Source organism: Streptomyces sp. NBC_01142, assembly GCF_026341125.1.
Taxonomy (GTDB): Bacteria; Actinomycetota; Actinomycetes; order Streptomycetales; family Streptomycetaceae; genus Streptomyces.
This window is the reverse complement of the sequence record NZ_JAPEOR010000002.1, coordinates 336,923-355,899: the sequence shown is the minus strand read 5'-3', so window position 1 is coordinate 355,899 and position 18,977 is coordinate 336,923. Positions and strand designations below refer to the sequence as shown.

Annotated in this window: 16 protein-coding genes; 13 read left to right on the top strand and 3 right to left on the bottom strand. The window is 66.8% G+C overall.

The genetic code is table 11. The annotated features are described in order from the left end of the window. The first annotated feature begins 173 nt into the window (after nt 1–173). The 4 genes from metH to OG883_RS18970 all read left to right on the top strand — a co-directional run bounded on the left by metH (nt 174) and on the right by OG883_RS18970 (nt 8,248). Nucleotides 174–3,683 (top strand): methionine synthase, encoded by a 3,510-nt coding sequence (gene metH / locus OG883_RS18985; protein ID WP_266542461.1) that lies wholly within the window; start codon nt 174–176, stop codon nt 3,681–3,683. 110 nt (nt 3,684–3,793) lie between these two features. Beyond that, the gene (locus tag OG883_RS18980) at nt 3,794–4,495 is read left to right on the top strand and encodes an HAD family phosphatase (protein ID WP_266542459.1); all 702 of its coding nucleotides are present in this window, start codon (nt 3,794–3,796) and stop codon (nt 4,493–4,495) included. A 504-nt stretch (nt 4,496–4,999) separates the two neighbouring features. Continuing rightward, complete coding sequence (locus OG883_RS18975) at nt 5,000–6,595, top strand: ABC transporter substrate-binding protein (protein WP_266542457.1); 1,596 nt, start codon at nt 5,000–5,002, stop codon at nt 6,593–6,595. A gap of 63 nt (nt 6,596–6,658) precedes the next feature. Beyond that, complete coding sequence (locus OG883_RS18970) at nt 6,659–8,248, top strand: ABC transporter substrate-binding protein (protein ID WP_266542455.1); 1,590 nt, start codon at nt 6,659–6,661, stop codon at nt 8,246–8,248. 31 nt (nt 8,249–8,279) lie between these two features. Here OG883_RS18970 and OG883_RS18965 read toward each other — a convergent pair whose 3' ends face one another. Further along, nucleotides 8,280–8,951, bottom strand: a complete 672-nt coding sequence (locus OG883_RS18965; protein WP_266542453.1) for a response regulator transcription factor — start codon at nt 8,949–8,951, stop codon at nt 8,280–8,282. A 14-nt stretch (nt 8,952–8,965) separates the two neighbouring features. Continuing rightward, the gene (locus OG883_RS18960; protein WP_266542448.1) at nt 8,966–9,826 is read right to left on the bottom strand and encodes a RecB family exonuclease; all 861 of its coding nucleotides are present in this window, start codon (nt 9,824–9,826) and stop codon (nt 8,966–8,968) included. A 108-nt stretch (nt 9,827–9,934) separates the two neighbouring features. Between OG883_RS18960 and OG883_RS18955 the strand changes: the two genes are divergently transcribed. From OG883_RS18955 to OG883_RS18945, 3 genes are all read left to right on the top strand, one after another. After that, entirely contained in the window at nt 9,935–11,182 is a 1,248-nt protein-coding gene (locus tag OG883_RS18955) for a site-2 protease family protein (protein WP_266542447.1), read from the top strand. A gap of 259 nt (nt 11,183–11,441) precedes the next feature. After that, entirely contained in the window at nt 11,442–12,329 is an 888-nt protein-coding gene (locus tag OG883_RS18950; RefSeq protein ID WP_266542446.1) for a tRNA (adenine-N1)-methyltransferase, read from the top strand. Nucleotides 12,330–12,529: 200 nt separating this feature from the next. Then, entirely contained in the window at nt 12,530–13,102 is a 573-nt protein-coding gene (locus OG883_RS18945) for a hypothetical protein (protein ID WP_266542444.1), read from the top strand. A 4-nt stretch (nt 13,103–13,106) separates the two neighbouring features. On the opposite strand, the gene OG883_RS18940 is transcribed toward OG883_RS18945, so the two are convergent. Further along, complete coding sequence (locus OG883_RS18940; protein WP_266542442.1) at nt 13,107–13,418, bottom strand: ferredoxin; 312 nt, start codon at nt 13,416–13,418, stop codon at nt 13,107–13,109. Between the two features lie 253 nt (nt 13,419–13,671). On the opposite strand from OG883_RS18940, the gene arc reads away from it, so the two are divergent. From arc to prcB, 6 genes are all read left to right on the top strand, one after another. Next, nucleotides 13,672–15,438: a proteasome ATPase gene (gene arc / locus OG883_RS18935; protein ID WP_266542440.1), complete on the top strand. Its 1,767-nt coding sequence runs from the start codon at nt 13,672–13,674 to the stop codon at nt 15,436–15,438. 239 nt (nt 15,439–15,677) lie between these two features. Then, nucleotides 15,678–17,189: a depupylase/deamidase Dop gene (dop, locus tag OG883_RS18930; RefSeq protein ID WP_353963138.1), complete on the top strand. Its 1,512-nt coding sequence runs from the start codon at nt 15,678–15,680 to the stop codon at nt 17,187–17,189. Nucleotides 17,190–17,327: 138 nt separating this feature from the next. Beyond that, nucleotides 17,328–17,546 carry a ubiquitin-like protein Pup gene (locus OG883_RS18925; RefSeq protein ID WP_266542438.1) on the top strand — a complete coding sequence of 73 codons (219 nt, stop codon included), beginning with the start codon at nt 17,328–17,330 and terminating at the stop codon, nt 17,544–17,546. A 5-nt stretch (nt 17,547–17,551) separates the two neighbouring features. Next, nucleotides 17,552–17,998: a hypothetical protein gene (locus OG883_RS18920; RefSeq protein WP_323181029.1), complete on the top strand. Its 447-nt coding sequence runs from the start codon at nt 17,552–17,554 to the stop codon at nt 17,996–17,998. Continuing rightward, the gene (locus OG883_RS46815; protein ID WP_323180934.1) at nt 17,880–18,158 is read left to right on the top strand and encodes an endonuclease VII domain-containing protein; all 279 of its coding nucleotides are present in this window, start codon (nt 17,880–17,882) and stop codon (nt 18,156–18,158) included. Before OG883_RS18920 ends, OG883_RS46815 begins: the two co-directional genes overlap by 119 nt. Next, complete coding sequence (prcB, locus tag OG883_RS18915; protein ID WP_266542436.1) at nt 18,110–18,955, top strand: proteasome subunit beta; 846 nt, start codon at nt 18,110–18,112, stop codon at nt 18,953–18,955. The genes OG883_RS46815 and prcB overlap by 49 nt, the downstream gene beginning before the upstream one ends. Nucleotides 18,956–18,977 lie beyond the last annotated feature (22 nt).

Here is an 18,977-nt window from a genome sequence, read left to right as displayed (position 1 = left end):
ACCGTTGAGTCAGACTGCATCGCCGAAGATCATCAGACACCATGGACGACAGAATGCCGTCCGCCCCGTGGGACGCCCCCACCCACGGACGGCCCGCCCGGCTACTGTGGCTCCGTGCGCCCTCTACCGGAAGGCGCAAAGCCGACAGCCGTCGCATCCCTGGGAGTACATCCATGGCCCCGTCGCCGAACCCTTCCGCTGACAGCCGGACCCGTATCGACGCTCTTCGTGAGGCGCTTGCCACTCGTGTGGTGGTGGCTGATGGTGCGATGGGCACGATGCTTCAGGCGCAGGATCCGTCGTTGGAGGATTTCGAGAATCTTGAGGGTTGTAACGAGATTCTGAATGTGACGCGTCCGGACATTGTGCGGTCGGTGCATGCGGCGTATTTCGCTGTGGGTGTGGACTGTGTGGAGACGAACACGTTCGGTACGAACTTTGCGGCGTTGGCGGAGTACGACATTCCTGAGCGGGTGTTCGAGCTGTCGGAGTCGGGGGCGCGGATTGCGCGTGAGGTGGCGGATGAGTTCACCCTTTCGTCGGGGCGGCAGCGGTGGGTGCTGGGTTCGATGGGGCCGGGGACGAAGCTGCCGACGTTGGGGCATGCGCCGTATGTGACGTTGCGGGATGCGTATCAGCAGAATGCTGAGGGCATGATCGTTGGTGGTGCGGATGCGTTGCTGGTGGAGACGACGCAGGATCTGTTGCAGACGAAGGCGGCGGTGCTGGGTGCCCGCCGGGCGTTGGATGTGATGGGTGTGAGTCTGCCGTTGATCTGTTCGGTGACGGTGGAGACGACGGGGACGATGCTGCTTGGTTCGGAGATCGGTGCGGCGTTGACGGCGTTGGAGCCGTTGGGGATCGACATGATCGGTCTGAACTGTGCGACGGGTCCGGCGGAGATGAGTGAGCATCTGCGGTATCTGGCGCGGCATTCGCGTGTGCCGTTGTCGTGTATGCCCAATGCGGGGCTGCCGGTGCTGGGTCGTGATGGTGCGCATTATCCGTTGTCGGCGGGTGAGCTGGCGGATGCGCAGGAGACGTTTGTGCGGGAGTACGGGCTGTCGTTGGTGGGGGGGTGCTGCGGTACGACGCCGGAGCATTTGCGGCAGGTGGTGGAGCGGGTGCGTGGTGTGGTGCCCACGGTGCGGGATCCGCGTCCGGAGCCGGGTGCTGCGTCGTTGTATCAGAGTGTGCCGTTCCGTCAGGACACGGCGTATATGGCGATCGGTGAGCGGACCAACGCCAATGGCAGCAGGAAGTTCCGGGAGGCGATGCTTGAGGGCCGCTGGGACGATTGTGTGGAGATGGCGCGGGATCAGATCCGTGAGGGTGCGCACATGCTGGATCTGTGTGTGGACTATGTCGGCCGTGATGGTGTGGCGGACATGGAGGAGCTGGCGGGCCGGTTCGCGACTGCTTCGACGTTGCCGGTTGTGCTGGATTCGACGGAACTGCCGGTGTTGCGGGCGGGGTTGGAGAAGCTGGGCGGGCGTGCGGTCATCAACTCGGTCAATTATGAGGACGGGGACGGGCCGGAGTCGCGGTTTGCGAGGGTGACGGCTCTGGCGCGGGAGCATGGTGCGGCGCTGATCGCGCTGACCATTGATGAGGAGGGCCAGGCCCGCACGGTCGAGCACAAGGTTGCTGTCGCGGAGCGGCTGATTGAGGATCTGACGGGTAACTGGGGTGTGCATGAGTCGGACATTCTGATCGACTGTCTGACGTTCACGATCTGCACGGGTCAGGAGGAGTCCCGTAAGGACGGTATCGCCACGATCGAGGCGATCGGTGAGCTGAAGCGGCGTCATCCTGATGTGCAGACCACGCTGGGTCTGTCGAATATTTCCTTCGGTCTGAATCCGGCTGCGCGTGTGGTGCTGAACTCGGTGTTCCTGGATGAGTGTGTGAAGGCCGGTCTGGATTCCGCGATCGTGCATGCGTCCAAGATTTTGCCGATTGCGCGGCTGGAGGAGGAGCAGGTCAAGGTCGCCTCCGATCTGATCTACGACCGCCGTGCGGAGGGTTATGACCCCTTGCAGAAGCTCATGGAGCTTTTCGAGGGCGTCAACATGAAGTCGATGAAGGCGGGCAAGGCCGAGGAGCTGATGGCGCTGCCGCTGGAGGAGCGTCTCAAGCGGCGGATCATCGATGGTGAGAAGAACGGTCTGGAGGCGGATCTGGAGGAGGCCCTGCAGTCGAGGCCGGCGCTGGCCATCGTGAACGACACCCTGCTGGAGGGGATGAAGGTTGTCGGTGAGCTGTTCGGCTCCGGTCAGATGCAGCTGCCGTTCGTTCTTCAGTCGGCGGAGGTGATGAAGAACGCGGTGGCTTTCCTGGAGCCGCACATGGAGAAGTCCGACGCGGAGGGCAAGGGCACGATCGTGCTGGCCACGGTCCGCGGGGATGTCCATGACATCGGGAAGAACCTCGTCGACATCATTCTGTCCAACAACGGCTACAACGTCGTCAACCTCGGTATCAAGCAGCCGGTCTCCGCGATCTTGGAGGCGGCCGAGGAACACCGTGCGGATGTGATCGGCATGTCCGGTCTGCTGGTGAAGTCCACCGTCATCATGAAGGAGAACCTTCAGGAGCTGAACCAGCGCAAGATGGCCGCCGACTACCCCGTCATCCTGGGCGGCGCGGCACTGACCCGCGCCTATGTCGAACAGGACCTCCACGAAATCTACGAGGGCGAAGTCCGCTACGCCCGTGACGCGTTCGAGGGTCTGCGGCTGATGGATGCCCTGATCGCGGTCAAACGCGGTGTCCCGGGGGCTGTGCTGCCCGAACTGAAGCAGCGCCGGGTGGCCAGGCGTGATGCGCCGCTGCTTCAGGTCAGTGAGCCCGACGGTGGTGGCCGCTCGGATGTGGCGGTCGACAATCCGGTGCCCCTCCCGCCGTTCTGGGGAACGCGGGTGATCAAGGGTATCCAGCTGAAGGAGTATGCGTCCTGGCTGGATGAGGGCGCACTGTTCAAGGGCCAGTGGGGTCTCAAGCAGGCCCGTGCGGGCGGGCCGAGCTATGAAGACCTCGTCGAGAGCGAGGGCCGGCCGCGGCTGCGTGGCTTGCTGGACCAGCTCCACACCGGCAACATGCTGGAAGCAGCGGTCGTCTACGGCTACTTCCCCTGTGTGTCCAAGGGTGAGGATCTGATCCTGCTCAACGACGACGGCTCCGAGCGGACCCGTTTCTCCTTCCCGCGTCAGCGGCGCGGGCGCCGGCTCTGCCTGGCGGACTACTTCCGTCCCGAGGAATCAGGCGAGAGGGACGTGGTGGGCCTGCAGGTCGTCACCGTCGGCTCGAAGATCGGAGAGGCCACCGCCGAGCTCTTCGAGGCCGACGCCTACCGCGACTACCTCGAACTGCACGGCCTGTCCGTGCAGCTGGCCGAAGCCCTGGCCGAGTACTGGCACGCCCGGGTCCGCTCCGAGCTCGGCTTCGCCGGCGAGGACCCCGCCGACGTGGAGGACATGTTCGCCCTGAAGTACCGGGGCGCCCGTTTCTCCCTCGGATACGGAGCGTGTCCGGACCTGGAGGACCGCGCGAAGATCGCCGACCTGCTCCAGCCCGAACGGATCGGGGTCCAGCTCTCCGAGGAATTCCAGCTCCACCCCGAACAGTCCACCGACGCCATCGTCATCCACCACCCCGAAGCCAAGTACTTCAACGCACGTTAGTCGTACGAGTCGTACACTGGTCGGTCCAGTGCAGGCCGGTCGCCTGTCCCAGCGGTAGCACCGTGGGGAGAAGGTGGCCGGCCTTCTCGTCCCTCATGGAGGTGTGCCGGATGACCAGTACGGTCCCCGCGTCCTTGACCCGTTCGGCCGAAGGCTCTGCCCTGCAGGCGGTCTTTCTCGACATGGACGGCACCCTCGTGGACACCGAAGGATTCTGGTGGGACGCGGAGGTGGAGGTCTTCGCCGACCTCGGCCATGACCTCGACGAATCATGGCGGGACGTGGTGGTGGGCGGTCCCATGACGCGCAGTGCCGGCTATCTCATCGAGGCCACCGGCGCGGACATCTCGCTCTTGGAGCTGACCGTGCTGCTCAACGACCGGTTCGAGGACCGCATCAGCAGGGGTGTGCCGCTCATGCCGGGCGCCGCCCGGCTGCTCGCCGAGCTGGCCGCGCACAATGTGCCCACCGCACTGGTCTCCGCCTCCCACCGGCGCATCATCGACCGTGTCCTGGCCTCGCTGGGCCCCCAGCACTTCGCGCTGTCGGTGGCGGGCGACGAGGTGCCGCGTACGAAGCCGCACCCCGACCCGTATCTGATTGCGGCCCAGGGGCTCGGCGCCGAACCGGCGAGATGTGCGGTCGTCGAGGACACGGCGACCGGTGTCGCGGCCGCTGAGGCGGCGGGCTGCCGGGTGGTGGCGGTGCCCTCCGTGGCGCCGATCGCGCCCGCCGACGGCCGGGTGGTCGTCAGGTCGCTCGAAGAAGTCGACCTTGTTTTTCTACGCAGCCTGATCACCGCAATGAACTGATGCGTGCACTGTCCGTGTTTCTTGAATGCAAGGGAAACTCGGGGCAACGATTGTTCGATTTCGGTGATGTCCGCCCGCTGATTGCCAAGGCTCCGCGACGCGAATGCGCGGCGTGACGTTCGTCACCGTGCGTGGTGTTGTCGAGGTTTGTCTGGACCGCCCGGTACCTCGCCCAAGGGGTGCCGGGCGGACCCATGTGTCCGTATTGGTGGCGTGGTGTACGAATCATTCCGCGGCATGACCATCCACTCACAGGTATTACTGATCACTCAGCGATTACCCCTCAACTAGGGCTCGGTCACGCTTTCCTGGCGTTGCCGACTAATCTCGTCGCGAGAACTTCGTCGCCATCACCGACGCGTCTCGACGGCCACCCAGCCATTGGGAACACAGTGCCGATCGCTCTGTATCCCCGGCCCGATCGCACCGCTCCGAACGGGCGGCCGTGACGGAGTGCCCCGTGACAACGCTGTATCCCAGTGCCGGATGAGGAGAACGTCCAGGATGAACCGCAAGACTCTGGTGCTGCCGGCCGTGGTCGGTCTGCTCGCGCCCGTGCTCGTCGCCTGCGGCGCGACGGACGGCGGGTCCGGCAGCGGTGATGCCATTGTCGTGGGCACCACGGACCAGTTCACCGCCACCAAGGACGCCCCCGCGCCCCTCGACCCGGCCTATGCGTACGACACCGGTGCCTGGAACGTCCTCCGCCAGACCGTGCAGACGCTGATGCACTCGCCGCGCGGTGGCGGCGAGCCGGTGCCCGACGCGGCCCAGTCCTGCACGTTCACGGACAACGCGAGCGAGAGCTACCGCTGCAAGCTGCGCAGCGGGCTGAAGTTCGCCGACGGCACCCCCGTGACCGCCGAGGACGTCAAGTTCTCCATCGAGCGCGTGCTGGACATCGACGCCGACAACGGCACGGCGGCCCTGCTCTCGAACATCGACACCATCGAGGCCAACGGCGACGAGGTGGTCTTCCACCTCTCCACGCCCGACGCGACCTTCCCGTACAAGCTCTCGACGCCCGCCGCCGGCATCGTGAGCAAGAAGAAGTACGCCGCGAAGCAGCTCCGCGAGGGCTTTGAGATCGACGGCTCCGGCCCGTACACCATGAGGGCCGAGACCCGGGACAACCAGATCTCCAAGGTTGTCTTCAGCAAGAACCCCGAATACAAGGGCGATCTCAAGGTCCACAACGACAGGATCGAGCTGCGGTCGTTCCCGGACTCCGAGTCCATGGGCAAGGCTCTCGAGTCCGGTGACATCGACATGATGACCCGCGCGATGTCGCCCGAGCAGATCAAGGATCTCTCCGAGAACCCGAAGGAGGGCATCGAGCTCACCGAGATGCCCGGCCTGGAGATCCGCTACCTCGCCTTCAACACCAACGACCCGTCGGTGAAGAGCAAGGCGGTCCGACAGGCCATGGCGGCCGTCGTCGACCGCGGCCAGATCGCCGGTCAGGTGTACGGCGCCACTGCCGAGCCGCTCTACTCGCTCATCCCGACGAGCATCGCCGCGCACACCAACTCCTTCTACAACAAGTACGGCGACCCGAGCCCCAAGAAGGCCGCGGCCATCCTCGGTGACGCCAACATCACCACGCCGGTCAAGCTGAAGCTCCACTACACGACCGACCACTACGGCGAGGGCACGGCCAAGGAGTTCGAGGCGCTCCGGGACCAGCTGAACGCGACCAAGCTGTTCGACGTCTCCATCGAGGGCGCCGAGTGGGAGAAGTTCCGCCCCGCCCAGAAGGCCGGCGACTACGCGGTCTACGGACTGGGCTGGTTCCCCGACTTCCCGGACCCGGACAACTACATCGCCCCGTTCCTGGACAAGGGCAACTTCCTCAACAGCCCGTATGCGAGTGATGTGGCGCGTTCGCTCATCCCGCAGTCGCGGCGCGAGTCGGACCGCACCGCGGCGTCCCAGGCCTTCACGAAGATGCAGGAGATCGTCGCCCGCGACGTCCCCGTGCTGCCGCTGTGGCAGGGCAAGCAGTACGTCGCCGCCCGCAGCGATGTGACCGGCGTCGAGTGGGCGCTCAACTCCAGCTCGGACCTTCAGCTGTGGGAGCTGGGCCGCGGCACCGCCTGACCCGTACGGCATTCGGCGGGGCAGATCGCCGACCGCCGGTAAAGAGAACAGAGGCACGGTTCTGTGAAGGCACGTAACAAGTGGCTGACGGCCCCGCTCGCGGCGGGGCTGGCGGCCGGTCTGTTGAGCGGCTGTGGCACCCAGAAGGATGGCGCTGACGCCGGCGACACCAACTCGCTGGTCATAGGAATGTCGGACGAGATCCTGGCCACCGACCCGGCGGCAGGCTACGACCCGGGTTCCTGGCTGTTGTTCAACAACGTCTTCCAGTCGCTGATGAGCTTCCCCAAGGGCAGTTCCACCCCGGAGCCGGAGGCGGCCGAGAGCTGCACCTTCGACAAGGGCGGCAGCACGGTCTACCGCTGCACACTGCGCGACGGGCTGAAGTTCAGCAACGGCAACAGCCTGACGTCGGAGGACGTGAAGTTCTCCTTCGAGCGTGTGCAGAAGATCGCCAGCGACGCGGGCCCCATGCCTCTGCTCTCCACCATCGACAAGATCAAGACGCCGGACGAGAAGACCGTCGTCTTTGAGCTGAAGGTCCCCGACGCCACCTTCCCGAGCAAGATCGCCTCGGGTGCCGGCTCCATCGTTGACCACCGCGAGTACCAGGCCGACGCCCTGCGCACCGACGGCAAGGCCGTCGGCTCGGGCCCGTACAAGCTTGATTCGTACGGCAAGGACGAGGCGGGCTTCTCGATCAACTCCGACTACAAGGGCACCGCCAAGGCGCAGAACTCGGGCGTCACCCTGAAGTTCTTCCACAGCGACCAGAAGGCGCTGGCATCCGCGCTCGGTGAAGGCCAGGTCGACGTCGCCTACCGAGGACTGCCGGCGGACGACATCGCCGAACTCCACGGCTCGGCCTCGGCCGACGACCAGGGCATCGAGGTCGTCGAGGGAACCAGCGCAGAGGTGCAGCACCTGGTCTTCAACGTCAAGCACCCGGTCGTCGGCAAGCTCGGGGTGCGCAAGGCCATCGCCCATCTCATCGACCGCGACGCCCTGGTCCGGGACGTCTACCAGTCCACCGCGACCCCGCTGTACTCGATCGTCCCGGCCGGCGTCACCGGTCACAACACCGCCTTCTTCGACCTCTACGGCGGCTCCCCGCAGCCGGAACGTGCGAAGCAGGCACTGCGCGACGCCGGCATCACCGACAAGGTGAAGCTCACCCTCTGGTCCACGCCCAGCCGCTACGGCCCGGCCACCGACCAGGAGTTCAAGACGATCGCCAAGCAGCTCAACGACAGCGGGCTGTTCGACGCGACGGTGAAGTCGGTCAGCTTCGAGCAGTACGAGAAGGACATCGCGGCCGGGAAGTACGGCGTCTACGTGAAGGGCTGGATCCCCGACTACCCCGACGCCGACAACTTCACACAGCCCTTCTTCGGCCAGGGCAACGTCCTCGGAAACTACTACGAGAACACGCAGATCACCGACTCGATCCTCCCCGAGACCGCCGGCCTCGCCGACCGGTCCGCCACCGAGCGGCTGTACGGCAAGCTCCAGGACCTGGTCGCGGCCGAACTGCCGATCCTGCCGCTCTGGCAGGGCAAGCAGTACGCCGTGGCCCACGGCACCGTCACCGGTCTCGAGTGGACCCTGGACGCCTCGACCGTCTTCCGGTTCTGGGAGATCAAGAAGGTCTGACCGTCGGCCAGGACCCCGGCGCCCCGGCTGCTCACTGGGCGCCGGGGCGCACCAGACCGCTCTCGTACGCGTACACCGCGGCCTGCACACGGTCGCGCAGACTCAGCTTCGTCAGCACATGGCCCACATGCGTCTTCACGGTGGTCTCACTGACGAAGAGATCCGCGGCGATCTCGGCGTTGGACAGTCCCCGCGCGACCAGCTTGAGCACCTCCACCTCACGCTCGGTCAGCGTGTGCAGCGTGTTCGGAACCTGCTCGTCGCCGGACGGCAGATGGTCCGCGTACTTGTCGAGCAGCCGACGCGTAATGCTCGGCGCCAGCATCGCCTCGCCCGCCGCGACCACCCGGATCGCCTGCACCAGTTCATTGGCGGGCGCGTCCTTGAGCAGGAAGCCGCTCGCCCCGGCGCGCAACGCCTCCACCACGTACTCATCGAGGTCGAAGGTGGTCAGCACCAGCACCTTCGCCGGACCGTCCCGGCCGGGCCCGGTGATCTGCCGGGTCGCCTCGACCCCGTCCATACGCGGCATCCGGATGTCCATCAGCACCACATCGGGCTGCAGCGCGCGCACCTGGTCGAGAGCCTGGAGGCCGTCCCCGGCCTCGCCGACGACCGCGAGGTCCTGCTCCGCCTCCAGGATCATCCGGAAACCGGTACGCAGCAGCGGTTGGTCATCGACCAGTAGGACGCGGATAGCCACGGGTACTCCTTCGTTTAGACCGGGCCCATTCTGCCCTGGCCATCCTCTGCCGACTCGGCCGGGGAAATGCTCAGCGGATAGACCGGGGGAGTGCCGCCGAATTCCGGACAGACTGCCTGGTGGTCGCACCAGCCGCACAGCTTGGTCGGCCGCGGCCGCCAGTCGCCCGTCTCGGTGGCCTGCCTGATCGCCTCCCACAGCGCCAGCAGCTTGCGCTCCATGCGCTCCAGGTCCGCCAGGACCGGGTCGTACGTCACCACATCGCCGCTGCCCAGATACACCAGCTGAAGCCGCCGCGGAACGACGGCCTTCAGCCGCCACACCACCAGCGCGTAGAACTTCATCTGGAACAGCGCGCCCTCGCTGTACTCCGGGCGCGGAGCCTTCCCCGTCTTGTAGTCGACGATCCGCACCTCGCCGGTGGGCGCCACGTCGACCCGGTCGATGACTCCGCGCAGCCGCAGCCCGGATTCCAGCTCCGTCTCGACGAACATCTCGCGCTCGGCCGGCTCCAGGCGAGTCGGGTCCTCCAGCGAGAACCACCGCTCGACCAGCTGCTCCGCCTCGCCCAGCCAGCCCTTCAGCCGCTCGCCCTCGGCATCCCCGGCGAACAGCTCGGCCAGCTCCGGCTTCGTCTCCAGCAGCCGGGTCCACTGGCCGGGAACCATGGCCCTGGCCCGCGGAACCGTACGCTCCGCCGCCGGGTCGTCGAAGAGCCGCTCCAGGACGGCGTGCACCAGCGTGCCGCGGGTAGCTGCCTCACTGGGCTTCTCCGGCAGCTTGTCGATCACCCGGAACCGGTACAGCAGGGGACACTGCATGAAGTCGCTCGCCCGCGACGGTGACAGCGATGTGGGCTGCTGACTTGTACTCATGACCCAGACCCTACGGCCCGCCACTGACAGCGAGCGGAATACCATCGACGTCAGACCCTCGCGCACTGCAGGATCGTGCGAGTGAAGCATTCGCAACGAAGGGGACCCGTGAACGAGGACGACACGAGCGGCGAGCGCGAGCGGCCGCAGTCCGGTACGGGGGGAGTGAACCCCGACGGCGGCAAGCCGCGGCGCTCCGACGGCCCCGGTGGCGGCATCCTGATGGGCCGACCCTTCGGTGTGCCGGTGTACGTCGCCCCCAGCTGGTTCATCGTCGCCGCCCTCATCACCTGGGTCTTCGGCGACCAGATCGACCGCGTGCTCCCCGAGCTGGGCGCAGCCCGCTACCTCGTCTCACTCTTCTTCGCGGTCGCCTTCTACGCCTCCGTGCTCGTGCACGAACTGGCCCACACCGTCGCCGCGCTGCGCTTCAAACTTCCGGTGCGCCGCATCCAGCTCCAGTTCTTCGGCGGCGTCTCGGAGATCGAGAAGGAGTCCGAGAGCCCCGGCCGCGAATTCATCCTCGCCTTCGTCGGACCACTGCTCTCCCTCGTTCTGTCCGGCGTCTTCTACCTCGGGATGAAGGCCGTCGATCCCGGCACCGTCCCCGGGGTGCTGCTCGCCGGGCTGATGATCTCCAATCTCATCGTCGCCGCGTTCAATCTGCTTCCCGGTCTGCCGCTGGACGGCGGCCGGATGCTGCGCGCCGTCGTCTGGAAGATCACCGGCAAGCCGATGGCAGGTACCGTCGCGGCTGCCTGGGTCGGCCGCGCGCTCGCCGTCGCCGTCCTGATCGGACTCCCGCTGCTCACCCACACCGGCGCACTCGGCAACGCGACCGAGGACATCGGCGGCATGGAGACCGTCATGGACGCGCTGCTCGCCGCGATCCTCGCCGCGATCATCTGGACCGGGGCCGGCAACAGCCTGCGCATGGCGCGGCTGCGTGAACACCTCCCGGAGCTCGAGGCCCGCACGCTCACCAGACGTGCCGTCCCCGTCGAGTCCGACACCCCGCTCTCCGAGGCCCTGCGCCGCGCCAACGAGGCCGGCGCCCGTGCCCTGGTAGTCGTCGACGGTCACGGCGACCCGAAGGCCCTGGTCCGCGAGGCGGCCATCGTCGGCGTCCCCGAGCACCGCCGCCCCTGGGTGGCCGTCAGCGGCCTCGCCCAGGAGCTCACCGAAGGCATGAAGGTGTCGGCCGAACTCGCGGGCGAGGCACTCCTCGAGAGGCTCAGGTCCTCCCCGGCGACCGAGTACCTCGTGGTCGAGGAGACGGGCGAGATCTACGGCGTCCTGTCCACGGCCGACGTGGAGCGCGCCTTCGTGGCCGCCATGGCAAGGCCGTCTTCCTAGGGGGTCGGTTCGCCTCCGGGCGCTTTGAGCGACTGTCGACGGTCGATCGTGCTCGACCACTCGTTCCTCGCGGCCCTGGCGCGTTCTCTCTTTCGACAGCCGCGCGCCCTTCGGTTCACTCGCCGACAGTTTCACGGGGGGTCGGTGAGGTGGCGGCCCACTCGCCGGGGGGAGTACGCAGGCCGGTGAGGCGGAGGGCTCACCGGCCCACACCGCAGGCGTGGTCCTGGCGGTCGGCGGGGCCCGGTAGGCTGGTCACATGTCCGAACCGACCGGTGCCGCCCGCCGACGTGGGCCCTTCAAGGTCGGGGACCAGGTCCAGCTCACCGACCCCAAGGGACGCCACTACACGTTCACGCTCGAGGCCGGGAAGAATTTCCACACCCACAAGGGTTCCTTCCCCCACGACGAGCTGATCGGTGCTCCCGAGGGCAGTGTTGTCCGTACCACGGGAAACGTCGCCTACCTCGCGCTGCGCCCCCTGCTCCCCGACTATGTCCTGTCCATGCCCCGCGGTGCCGCCGTGGTCTACCCCAAGGACGCGGGGCAGATCCTGGCCTTCGCCGACATCTTCCCCGGCGCGCGCGTCGTCGAGGCGGGGGTGGGTTCCGGCTCGCTCAGCAGCTTCCTGCTGCGCGCCATCGGGGACCACGGCATGCTCCACTCCTACGAGCGCCGCGAGGACTTCGCCGAGATCGCCCAGCAGAACGTGGAGCGCTACTTCGGCGGTCCGCACCCGGCCTGGCAGCTGACCGTCGGCGACCTTCAGGACAACCTGACCGACGCCGACGTCGACCGCGTGATCCTGGACATGCTCGCCCCCTGGGAGTGCCTGGAGGCCGTCTCCAAGGCGCTGGTGCCCGGCGGCATCCTCTGCTGCTACGTCGCGACCACCACCCAGCTGGCACGGACCGTGGAGTCCATCCGTGAGGTCGGATGCTTCGCCGAGCCGCAGCCCTGGGAGTCGATGATCCGCAACTGGCACGTCGAAGGCCTGGCCGTCCGCCCGGACCACCGGATGATCGGCCACACCGGCTTCCTCGTCACCGCCCGTCGTCTCGCGGACGGTGTGGAGCCCCCGATGCGCCGCCGTCGTCCCGCCAAGGGTGCGTACGGCGAGGACTACGACGGTCCCAATAAGGGCTGACTCCCGCACAACGCACCGACGCCGCCGCCGAGTTCCCGTTTCACCAGGGAGAACTCGACGGCGGCGTCCTTGCGTTGACCGCACGATGAGCGCACTTTCTTTACATCAGACTTACGGACCCCGCTGTTCCGCAGCGTTGTGACATATGGCACGATGCGAGCCACCCCCGTCGGCACCGCCCTTCACAGGAGACATCCCGCGTGCAGACCTCTGCCGTACCGGACCTCGCGCACACCCACGCCCGCCCGGTGCACTGGCTCGCCACGGCGGCGGCGATGGCCGCGGTCGTCGCAGGTGCGGGGCTGTTGCAGCCCGAGGCCGCCACCGCCTCCCAGCCCGGCTCCCCGCCGCAGACGGCTACCGCCGCGGCTCCCGCGCCCGATCCCGCCGGTGTCCTGTTCCCGCTCGAATGCGGCGGTGCGAAGAGCGTGGTGACCAAGAAGGCCTCCGGCGACCTCGACGGCGACGGCAGCCCCGAGACCGTCGCGGTGGCCCGCTGTGACGCCGGCTCCGGCACCCCGCCGAGCGGCGTCTACGTACTGACCCGTGCCGGGGGAGCGGTGCCCCGCGTCGTCGCGACGCTGGTGGAGCCCGCGCAGAAGATGAGCGTCGCCGACGTCGCCGTACGTGACGGAGTCGTCACGGCGACCCTGCTCGGCTACTCCTCGCCCGAGGTGCCGCGCTGCTGTCCCGACCGGCAGGAGAAGGTCAAGTGGCAGTGGCAGGGCGGGAAGTTCGTCCGCACCACCCCGGCGCAAGCGCGGAGTGTGTGATCCGTCACTCCGCGTCGGGGCCGTAGACCTCGACCCTGTCCGAAACGCGTCGCACATGAATGCAGTCGCCCGGGCACTCCTTCGCGGAGTCCACGACATCCGTCAGGAGCGGCAGCGGAACAGGCGTTGTGGCGCCCGGGTTCTGCAGCAGTTCGTCCTCGGTGCCCTTGACGTACGCGAGCCCGTCGATGTCGAGCTCGAAGACCTCGGGGGCGTACTGGGCACAGATCCCGTCCCCGGTGCAGAGGTCCTGGTCGATCCAGACCTCCAGAGCCTCCCCGATGCCGTCGGTGGGGGCCTCGTGCTGCACGGTCATATCTCCTGCCATTTCCTTCGTCGGGTGTAGCAATGTGAAGCAAGTCGCGCCAGCTCTGACGGGTGTTGAACACTTCGACGATACCTCCGGCCGCTTTCCGATGTTGATGGGTGGGTATTCCACTGGCGTGAGGGAGAGCGCAAGGGTGAAGATCGGACACACCTCTACCGTCTTTGTGATCTAGGGGTTTCAATCACCACCCACCCAGGTAGGGTCAGGAAGCGTCCAGCTCCCCTTGGAGGAGGTGAGGACCGTGGCAGCCCACGACGACGACATCAACCGCGGCATCCGGCCGGGGCGGGGGTCTGAAGACCCAGCCGGCCAGGTTGCCTATCTCGAGCAGGAAATCGCCGTCCTGCGCCGCAAGCTCGCCGACTCTCCGCGCCATACGAGGATTCTCGAAGAGCGGATCGTCGAGCTGCAGACAAATCTGGCCGGCGTGTCCGCACAGAACGAGCGGCTCGCCAGTACGCTCCGCGAGGCCCGCGACCAGATCGTGGCCCTCAAGGAGGAGGTCGACCGGCTTGCACAGCCGCCGGCCGGCTTCGGTGTCTTCCTGCAGGCCAACGAGGACGGCACATGTGACATCTTCACCGGGGGCCGCAAGCTCCGGGTGAATGTCAGCCCCAGCGTCGAGCTCGACGAGCTCCGGCGCGGCCAGGAAGTCATGCTCAACGAGGCGCTCAACGTGGTCGAGGCCATGGAGTACGAGCGCGCCGGGGACATCGTCACCCTCAAGGAGATCCTCGAGGATGGCGAGCGCGCCCTGGTGGTCGGGCACACCGACGAGGAACGGGTGGTGCGGCTCGCGGAGCCGCTGCTGGACATCACCATCCGCCCCGGCGACGCCCTGCTGCTCGAGCCCCGCTCCGGCTACGTCTACGAAGTGGTTCCCAAGAGCGAGGTCGAAGAGCTCGTCCTCGAAGAGGTCCCGGACGTCGACTACGACAAGATCGGCGGTCTGGGCGGCCAGATCGAGATGATCCGCGACGCAGTCGAGCTCCCCTACCTCCATCCGGACCTCTTCAAGGAGCACGAACTGCGGCCGCCGAAGGGCATCCTGCTCTACGGTCCGCCCGGATGCGGCAAGACGCTGATCGCGAAGGCGGTTGCCAACTCCCTTGCCAAGAAGGTCGCCGAGGTGACCGGACAGCCCGCGGGGAAGAGCTACTTCCTCAACATCAAGGGCCCCGAGCTCCTCAACAAGTACGTCGGAGAGACCGAGCGGCACATCCGTCTCGTCTTCCAGCGTGCCCGGGAGAAGGCGAGCGAGGGTACCCCCGTGATCGTCTTCTTCGACGAGATGGAATCCCTCTTCCGCACCCGTGGTTCCGGTGTCAGCTCGGACGTGGAGAACACCATCGTCCCGCAGCTGCTCGCCGAGATCGACGGTGTGGAGGGCCTGGAGAACGTCATCGTCATCGGCGCCTCCAACCGCGAGGACATGATCGACCCCGCGATCCTGCGGCCCGGCCGGCTCGACGTCAAGATCAAGATCGAGCGTCCGGACGCGGAGGCCGCGAAGGACATCTTCGCCAAGTACCTGACGGCTTCGCTGCCCCTGCACGCCGACGACCTGTCCGAGCACAGCGGCTCGAAGGATGCCGCCGCGCACGCGATGATCCAGTCCGTCGTCGAGCAGATGTACGCGGAATCGGAGGAGAACCGCTTCCTCGAGGTCACGTACGCGAACGGCGACAAGGAAGTCCTGTACTTCAAGGACTTCAACTCCGGCGCGATGATCCAGAACATCGTCGACCGGGCCAAGAAGATGGCCATCAAAGCCTTCCTCGACCAGAATCAGAAGGGCCTTCGGGTCGCCCATCTCCTCCAGGCATGCGTGGACGAGTTCAAGGAGAACGAGGACCTGCCGAACACCACCAACCCGGACGACTGGGCCAGGATCTCCGGTAAGAAGGGCGAGCGGATTGTGTTCATCCGTACCCTTGTGACCGGAAAGCAGGGCGCGGACACCGGACGTTCCATCGACACGGTGGCCAACACAGGTCAATACCTGTAGAACGCAGACCGGCTGCGGATGCCCGGCCGGGCATCCGCAGCCGGTTGCTTTCCTGACAAGGTCCGGCCACACACCGGAGCAATGACGAAATTGATCTCCCCACCAGCGCAGAGGCGTTCTAGGCTCTTCGGTACCGCCGAGTCGCGCAGTGCGGGGACGGGCACCGCACACGCACCGGAGAGACAGCGGTACTTGAGCGCCGTTCCCGGAGGGGAGCGCCGCCGGGCAAGGAGGGCCGCATGACCGTACGGCGAGTAATGGGCATCGAGACGGAGTACGGCATCTCCGTCCCTGGCCACCCGAACGCCAATGCCATGCTCACCTCGTCCCAGATCGTCAACGCCTACGCGGCGGCGATGCACAGGGCGCGGCGCGCCCGCTGGGACTTCGAGGAGGAGAATCCGCTGCGGGACGCCCGCGGCTTCGACCTCGCCCGCGAGGCCGCCGACTCCAGCCAGCTCACCGACGAGGACATCGGCCTGGCCAATGTCATCCTCACCAACGGCGCGCGGCTCTACGTCGACCACGCCCACCCCGAGTACAGCTCACCCGAGGTCACCAACCCCCGCGACGCCGTCCTGTGGGACAAGGCCGGCGAACGCATCATGGCGGAGGCCGCCGAGCGCGCGGCCCAGCTCCCCGGGGCCCAGCCGATCCACCTCTACAAGAACAACACCGACAACAAGGGCGCCTCCTACGGGACGCACGAGAACTATCTGATGAAGCGGGAGACCGCCTTCTCGGACATCGTGCGCCATCTGACGCCCTTCTTCGTCTCCCGGCAGGTCTTCACCGGCGCGGGACGGGTCGGAATCGGCCAGGACGGCCATGAGCACGGTTTCCAGATCAGCCAGCGCGCCGACTATTTCGAGGTCGAGGTCGGGCTCGAGACCACGCTGAAGCGGCCCATCATCAACACCCGCGACGAGCCGCACTCCGACGCCGAGAAGTACCGCAGGCTCCACGTGATCATCGGCGACGCGAATCTGTCGGAGATCTCGACGTATCTGAAGCTGGGCACGACGGCCCTGGTCCTGTCGATGATCGAGGACGGGTTCATCGCGGTGGACCTGGCGGTCGACCAGCCGGTACGCACCCTGCACCAGGTCTCGCACGACCCCAGCCTCAAGCACCTGGTCACACTCCGTAGCGGCCGGACACTCACCGCGGTCCAACTGCAGATGGAGTACTTCGAGCTGGCCCGGAAGTACGTCGAGGAGCGCTTCGGCGTGGACGCCGACGACCAGACCAAGGATGTCCTGATCCGCTGGGAGGACACCCTCAACCGGCTCGAGAACGATCCGATGAGCCTGTCCGGGGAGCTGGACTGGATCGCCAAGAAGGAGCTGATGGAGGGCTACCGCCGGCGGGACAACCTGGACTGGGACGCACCGCGGCTGCACCTGGTGGACCTCCAGTACGCCGACGTGCGCCCCGAGAAGGGCCTGTACAACCGGCTGGCGGCCCGCGGGAAGATGAAACGGCTGCTGGACGAGCCGGCCGTGGAGCGGGCCGAGACGAAGCCGCCGGAGGACACCCGTGCGTACTTCCGTGGTCGTTGTCTGGAGCAGTACGCGGACGACGTGGCCGCGGCCTCCTGGGACTCGGTCATCTTCGATCTGCCGGGTCGTGACTCCCTGCAACGGGTACCGACCCTGGAGCCGCTGCGCGGCACCCGGAACCACGTCAAGGAGCTGCTGGACCGGTGCCGCACCGCGGAAGACCTGGTCCGGGTGCTCTCCGGGGGCTGAAAGGGGTCCCGTCCGGGAATCATGGAGGTGGGCCCCGGACGTTGTGCGAAGTGCGGGGCCGATGTCGGACCCCGCTTGTAGGGTCTGATCTTGACCGAACGAACTCACGTCAGGGCAAACCGAGCGGGGTGAGGGATTATGGCGACCAAGGACACCGGCGGCGGACAGCAGAAGGCCACGCGTTCCACTGAGGAGACCGAGGAGCAGACGCAGGAAGCGCAGGCTTCGGAGGACCTCAAGGAGCGCCAGGAGAAGCTGTCGGACGACGTCGACTCCGTACTGGACGAGATCGACGACGTGCTCGAGGAGAATGCCGAGGACTTCGTTCGCTCATTTGTCCAAAAAGGCGGACAATAGCGGACATGTCCGAACCTGCCGACGTGAAGCGACGGTGTACCGGCTGCCATCGGGCGCTATCGCTCACTTCTTTCGCTGCGGACCAGAATCGGCGAGATGGGCTCCAGGTGCGGTGTCGGGATTGCGCGGCGGAATATGGCGCCGCGTACTACCGACGCCGCCGGGAGGCGGTCGGGAACGCCGTGCATCAGAAGGCGGATGTTCCACCAGGGCGCACGTTGTTCCGCGCTTGCGGTGAGATCAAGCCGCACGGTCAGTGGCATCCCAACGCGACCGCCTCCGACGGCCTGTCGACGCGCTGCAAGGCGTGCAGGGCCGCCGGGGGGCGTGCGGGTGGCTTCAAGCGTCAGTACGGCATCACCGAGGCCGAGCGGGACCAGATTCCTGTCGCAGAGGGGCATCTGCTCGATCTGTCAGGCTGCTCCAGCAGTACACGTGGATCACTGCCATGAGACGGGTAGGGTCCGTGGCGTACTGTGCTTCAACTGCAATTCGGCCATTGGCAAGTTGGGGAACGATCCCGACACCTTGCGCCGGGCAATCGCATACCTGGAAGGAAACGCGTGGAAGCCAACACTCGTAGCACCGGGCGTCTACCAGCTGCCTTCCTGACGCCGGGCTCCTCGTCATTCATGGACTTCCTGGGCCAGCACTCCCCGGAGATGCTGCCCGGCAAGCGCGTCCTGCCGCCCGTCCAGGGAGTCATCGAGGCGCCGCACGGCACCACCATCGTCGCGACGACCTTCCCCGGCGGCGTGGTGCTTGCCGGTGACCGGCGGGCGACCATGGGCAACATGATCGCGCAGCGCGACATCGAGAAGGTCTTCCCGGCCGACGAGTACTCGGCCGTGGGTATCGCCGGCACCGCCGGCCTCGCCGTGGAGATGGTCAAGCTCTTCCAGCTCGAGCTGGAGCACTTCGAGAAGGTCGAAGGCGCCCAACTCTCCTTGGAGGGCAAGGCGAACCGGCTTTCCACCATGATCCGCAGCAACCTCGGCATGGCCATGCAGGGCCTGGCCGTGGTTCCGCTCTTCGCCGGCTACGACGTCGATCGCGAGAAGGGCCGCATTTTCTCGTACGACGTGACGGGCGGCCGCTCCGAGGAGCACGGATACGCGGCCACCGGCTCCGGCTCGATCTTCGCCCGTGGCGCGATGAAGAAGCTCTACCGCGAGGACCTGACGGAGCAGCAGGCCACCACCCTGGTCATCCAGGCGCTGTACGACGCGGCCGACGACGACTCGGCGACCGGCGGGCCCGATGTGGCCCGGCGGATCTATCCGATCGTCACCGTCATCTCCGAGGACGGCTTCCGCAGGCTCACCGAGGCCGAGTCCTCCGAGATCGCCCGCGCGATCCTGGAGCGGCGCCTCGAACAGCCCGACGGCCCGCGCGCCGCGCTGCTCTGATGTACTCGCCACTGACAGAAAG

Coding starts and splice junctions, on each gene's coding strand:
- metH (WP_266542461.1), top strand. CDS start 174: ATGGCCCCGTCGCCGAACCCTTCCGCTGACAGCCGGACCCGTATCGAC.
- OG883_RS18980 (WP_266542459.1), top strand. CDS start 3,794: ATGACCAGTACGGTCCCCGCGTCCTTGACCCGTTCGGCCGAAGGCTCT.
- OG883_RS18975 (WP_266542457.1), top strand. CDS start 5,000: ATGAACCGCAAGACTCTGGTGCTGCCGGCCGTGGTCGGTCTGCTCGCG.
- OG883_RS18960 (WP_266542448.1), bottom strand. CDS start 9,826: ATGAGTACAAGTCAGCAGCCCACATCGCTGTCACCGTCGCGGGCGAGC.
- OG883_RS18950 (WP_266542446.1), top strand. CDS start 11,442: ATGTCCGAACCGACCGGTGCCGCCCGCCGACGTGGGCCCTTCAAGGTC.
- OG883_RS18940 (WP_266542442.1), bottom strand. CDS start 13,418: ATGACCGTGCAGCACGAGGCCCCCACCGACGGCATCGGGGAGGCTCTG.
- dop (WP_353963138.1), top strand. CDS start 15,678: ATGACCGTACGGCGAGTAATGGGCATCGAGACGGAGTACGGCATCTCC.
- OG883_RS18925 (WP_266542438.1), top strand. CDS start 17,328: ATGGCGACCAAGGACACCGGCGGCGGACAGCAGAAGGCCACGCGTTCC.
- OG883_RS18920 (WP_323181029.1), top strand. CDS start 17,552: ATGTCCGAACCTGCCGACGTGAAGCGACGGTGTACCGGCTGCCATCGG.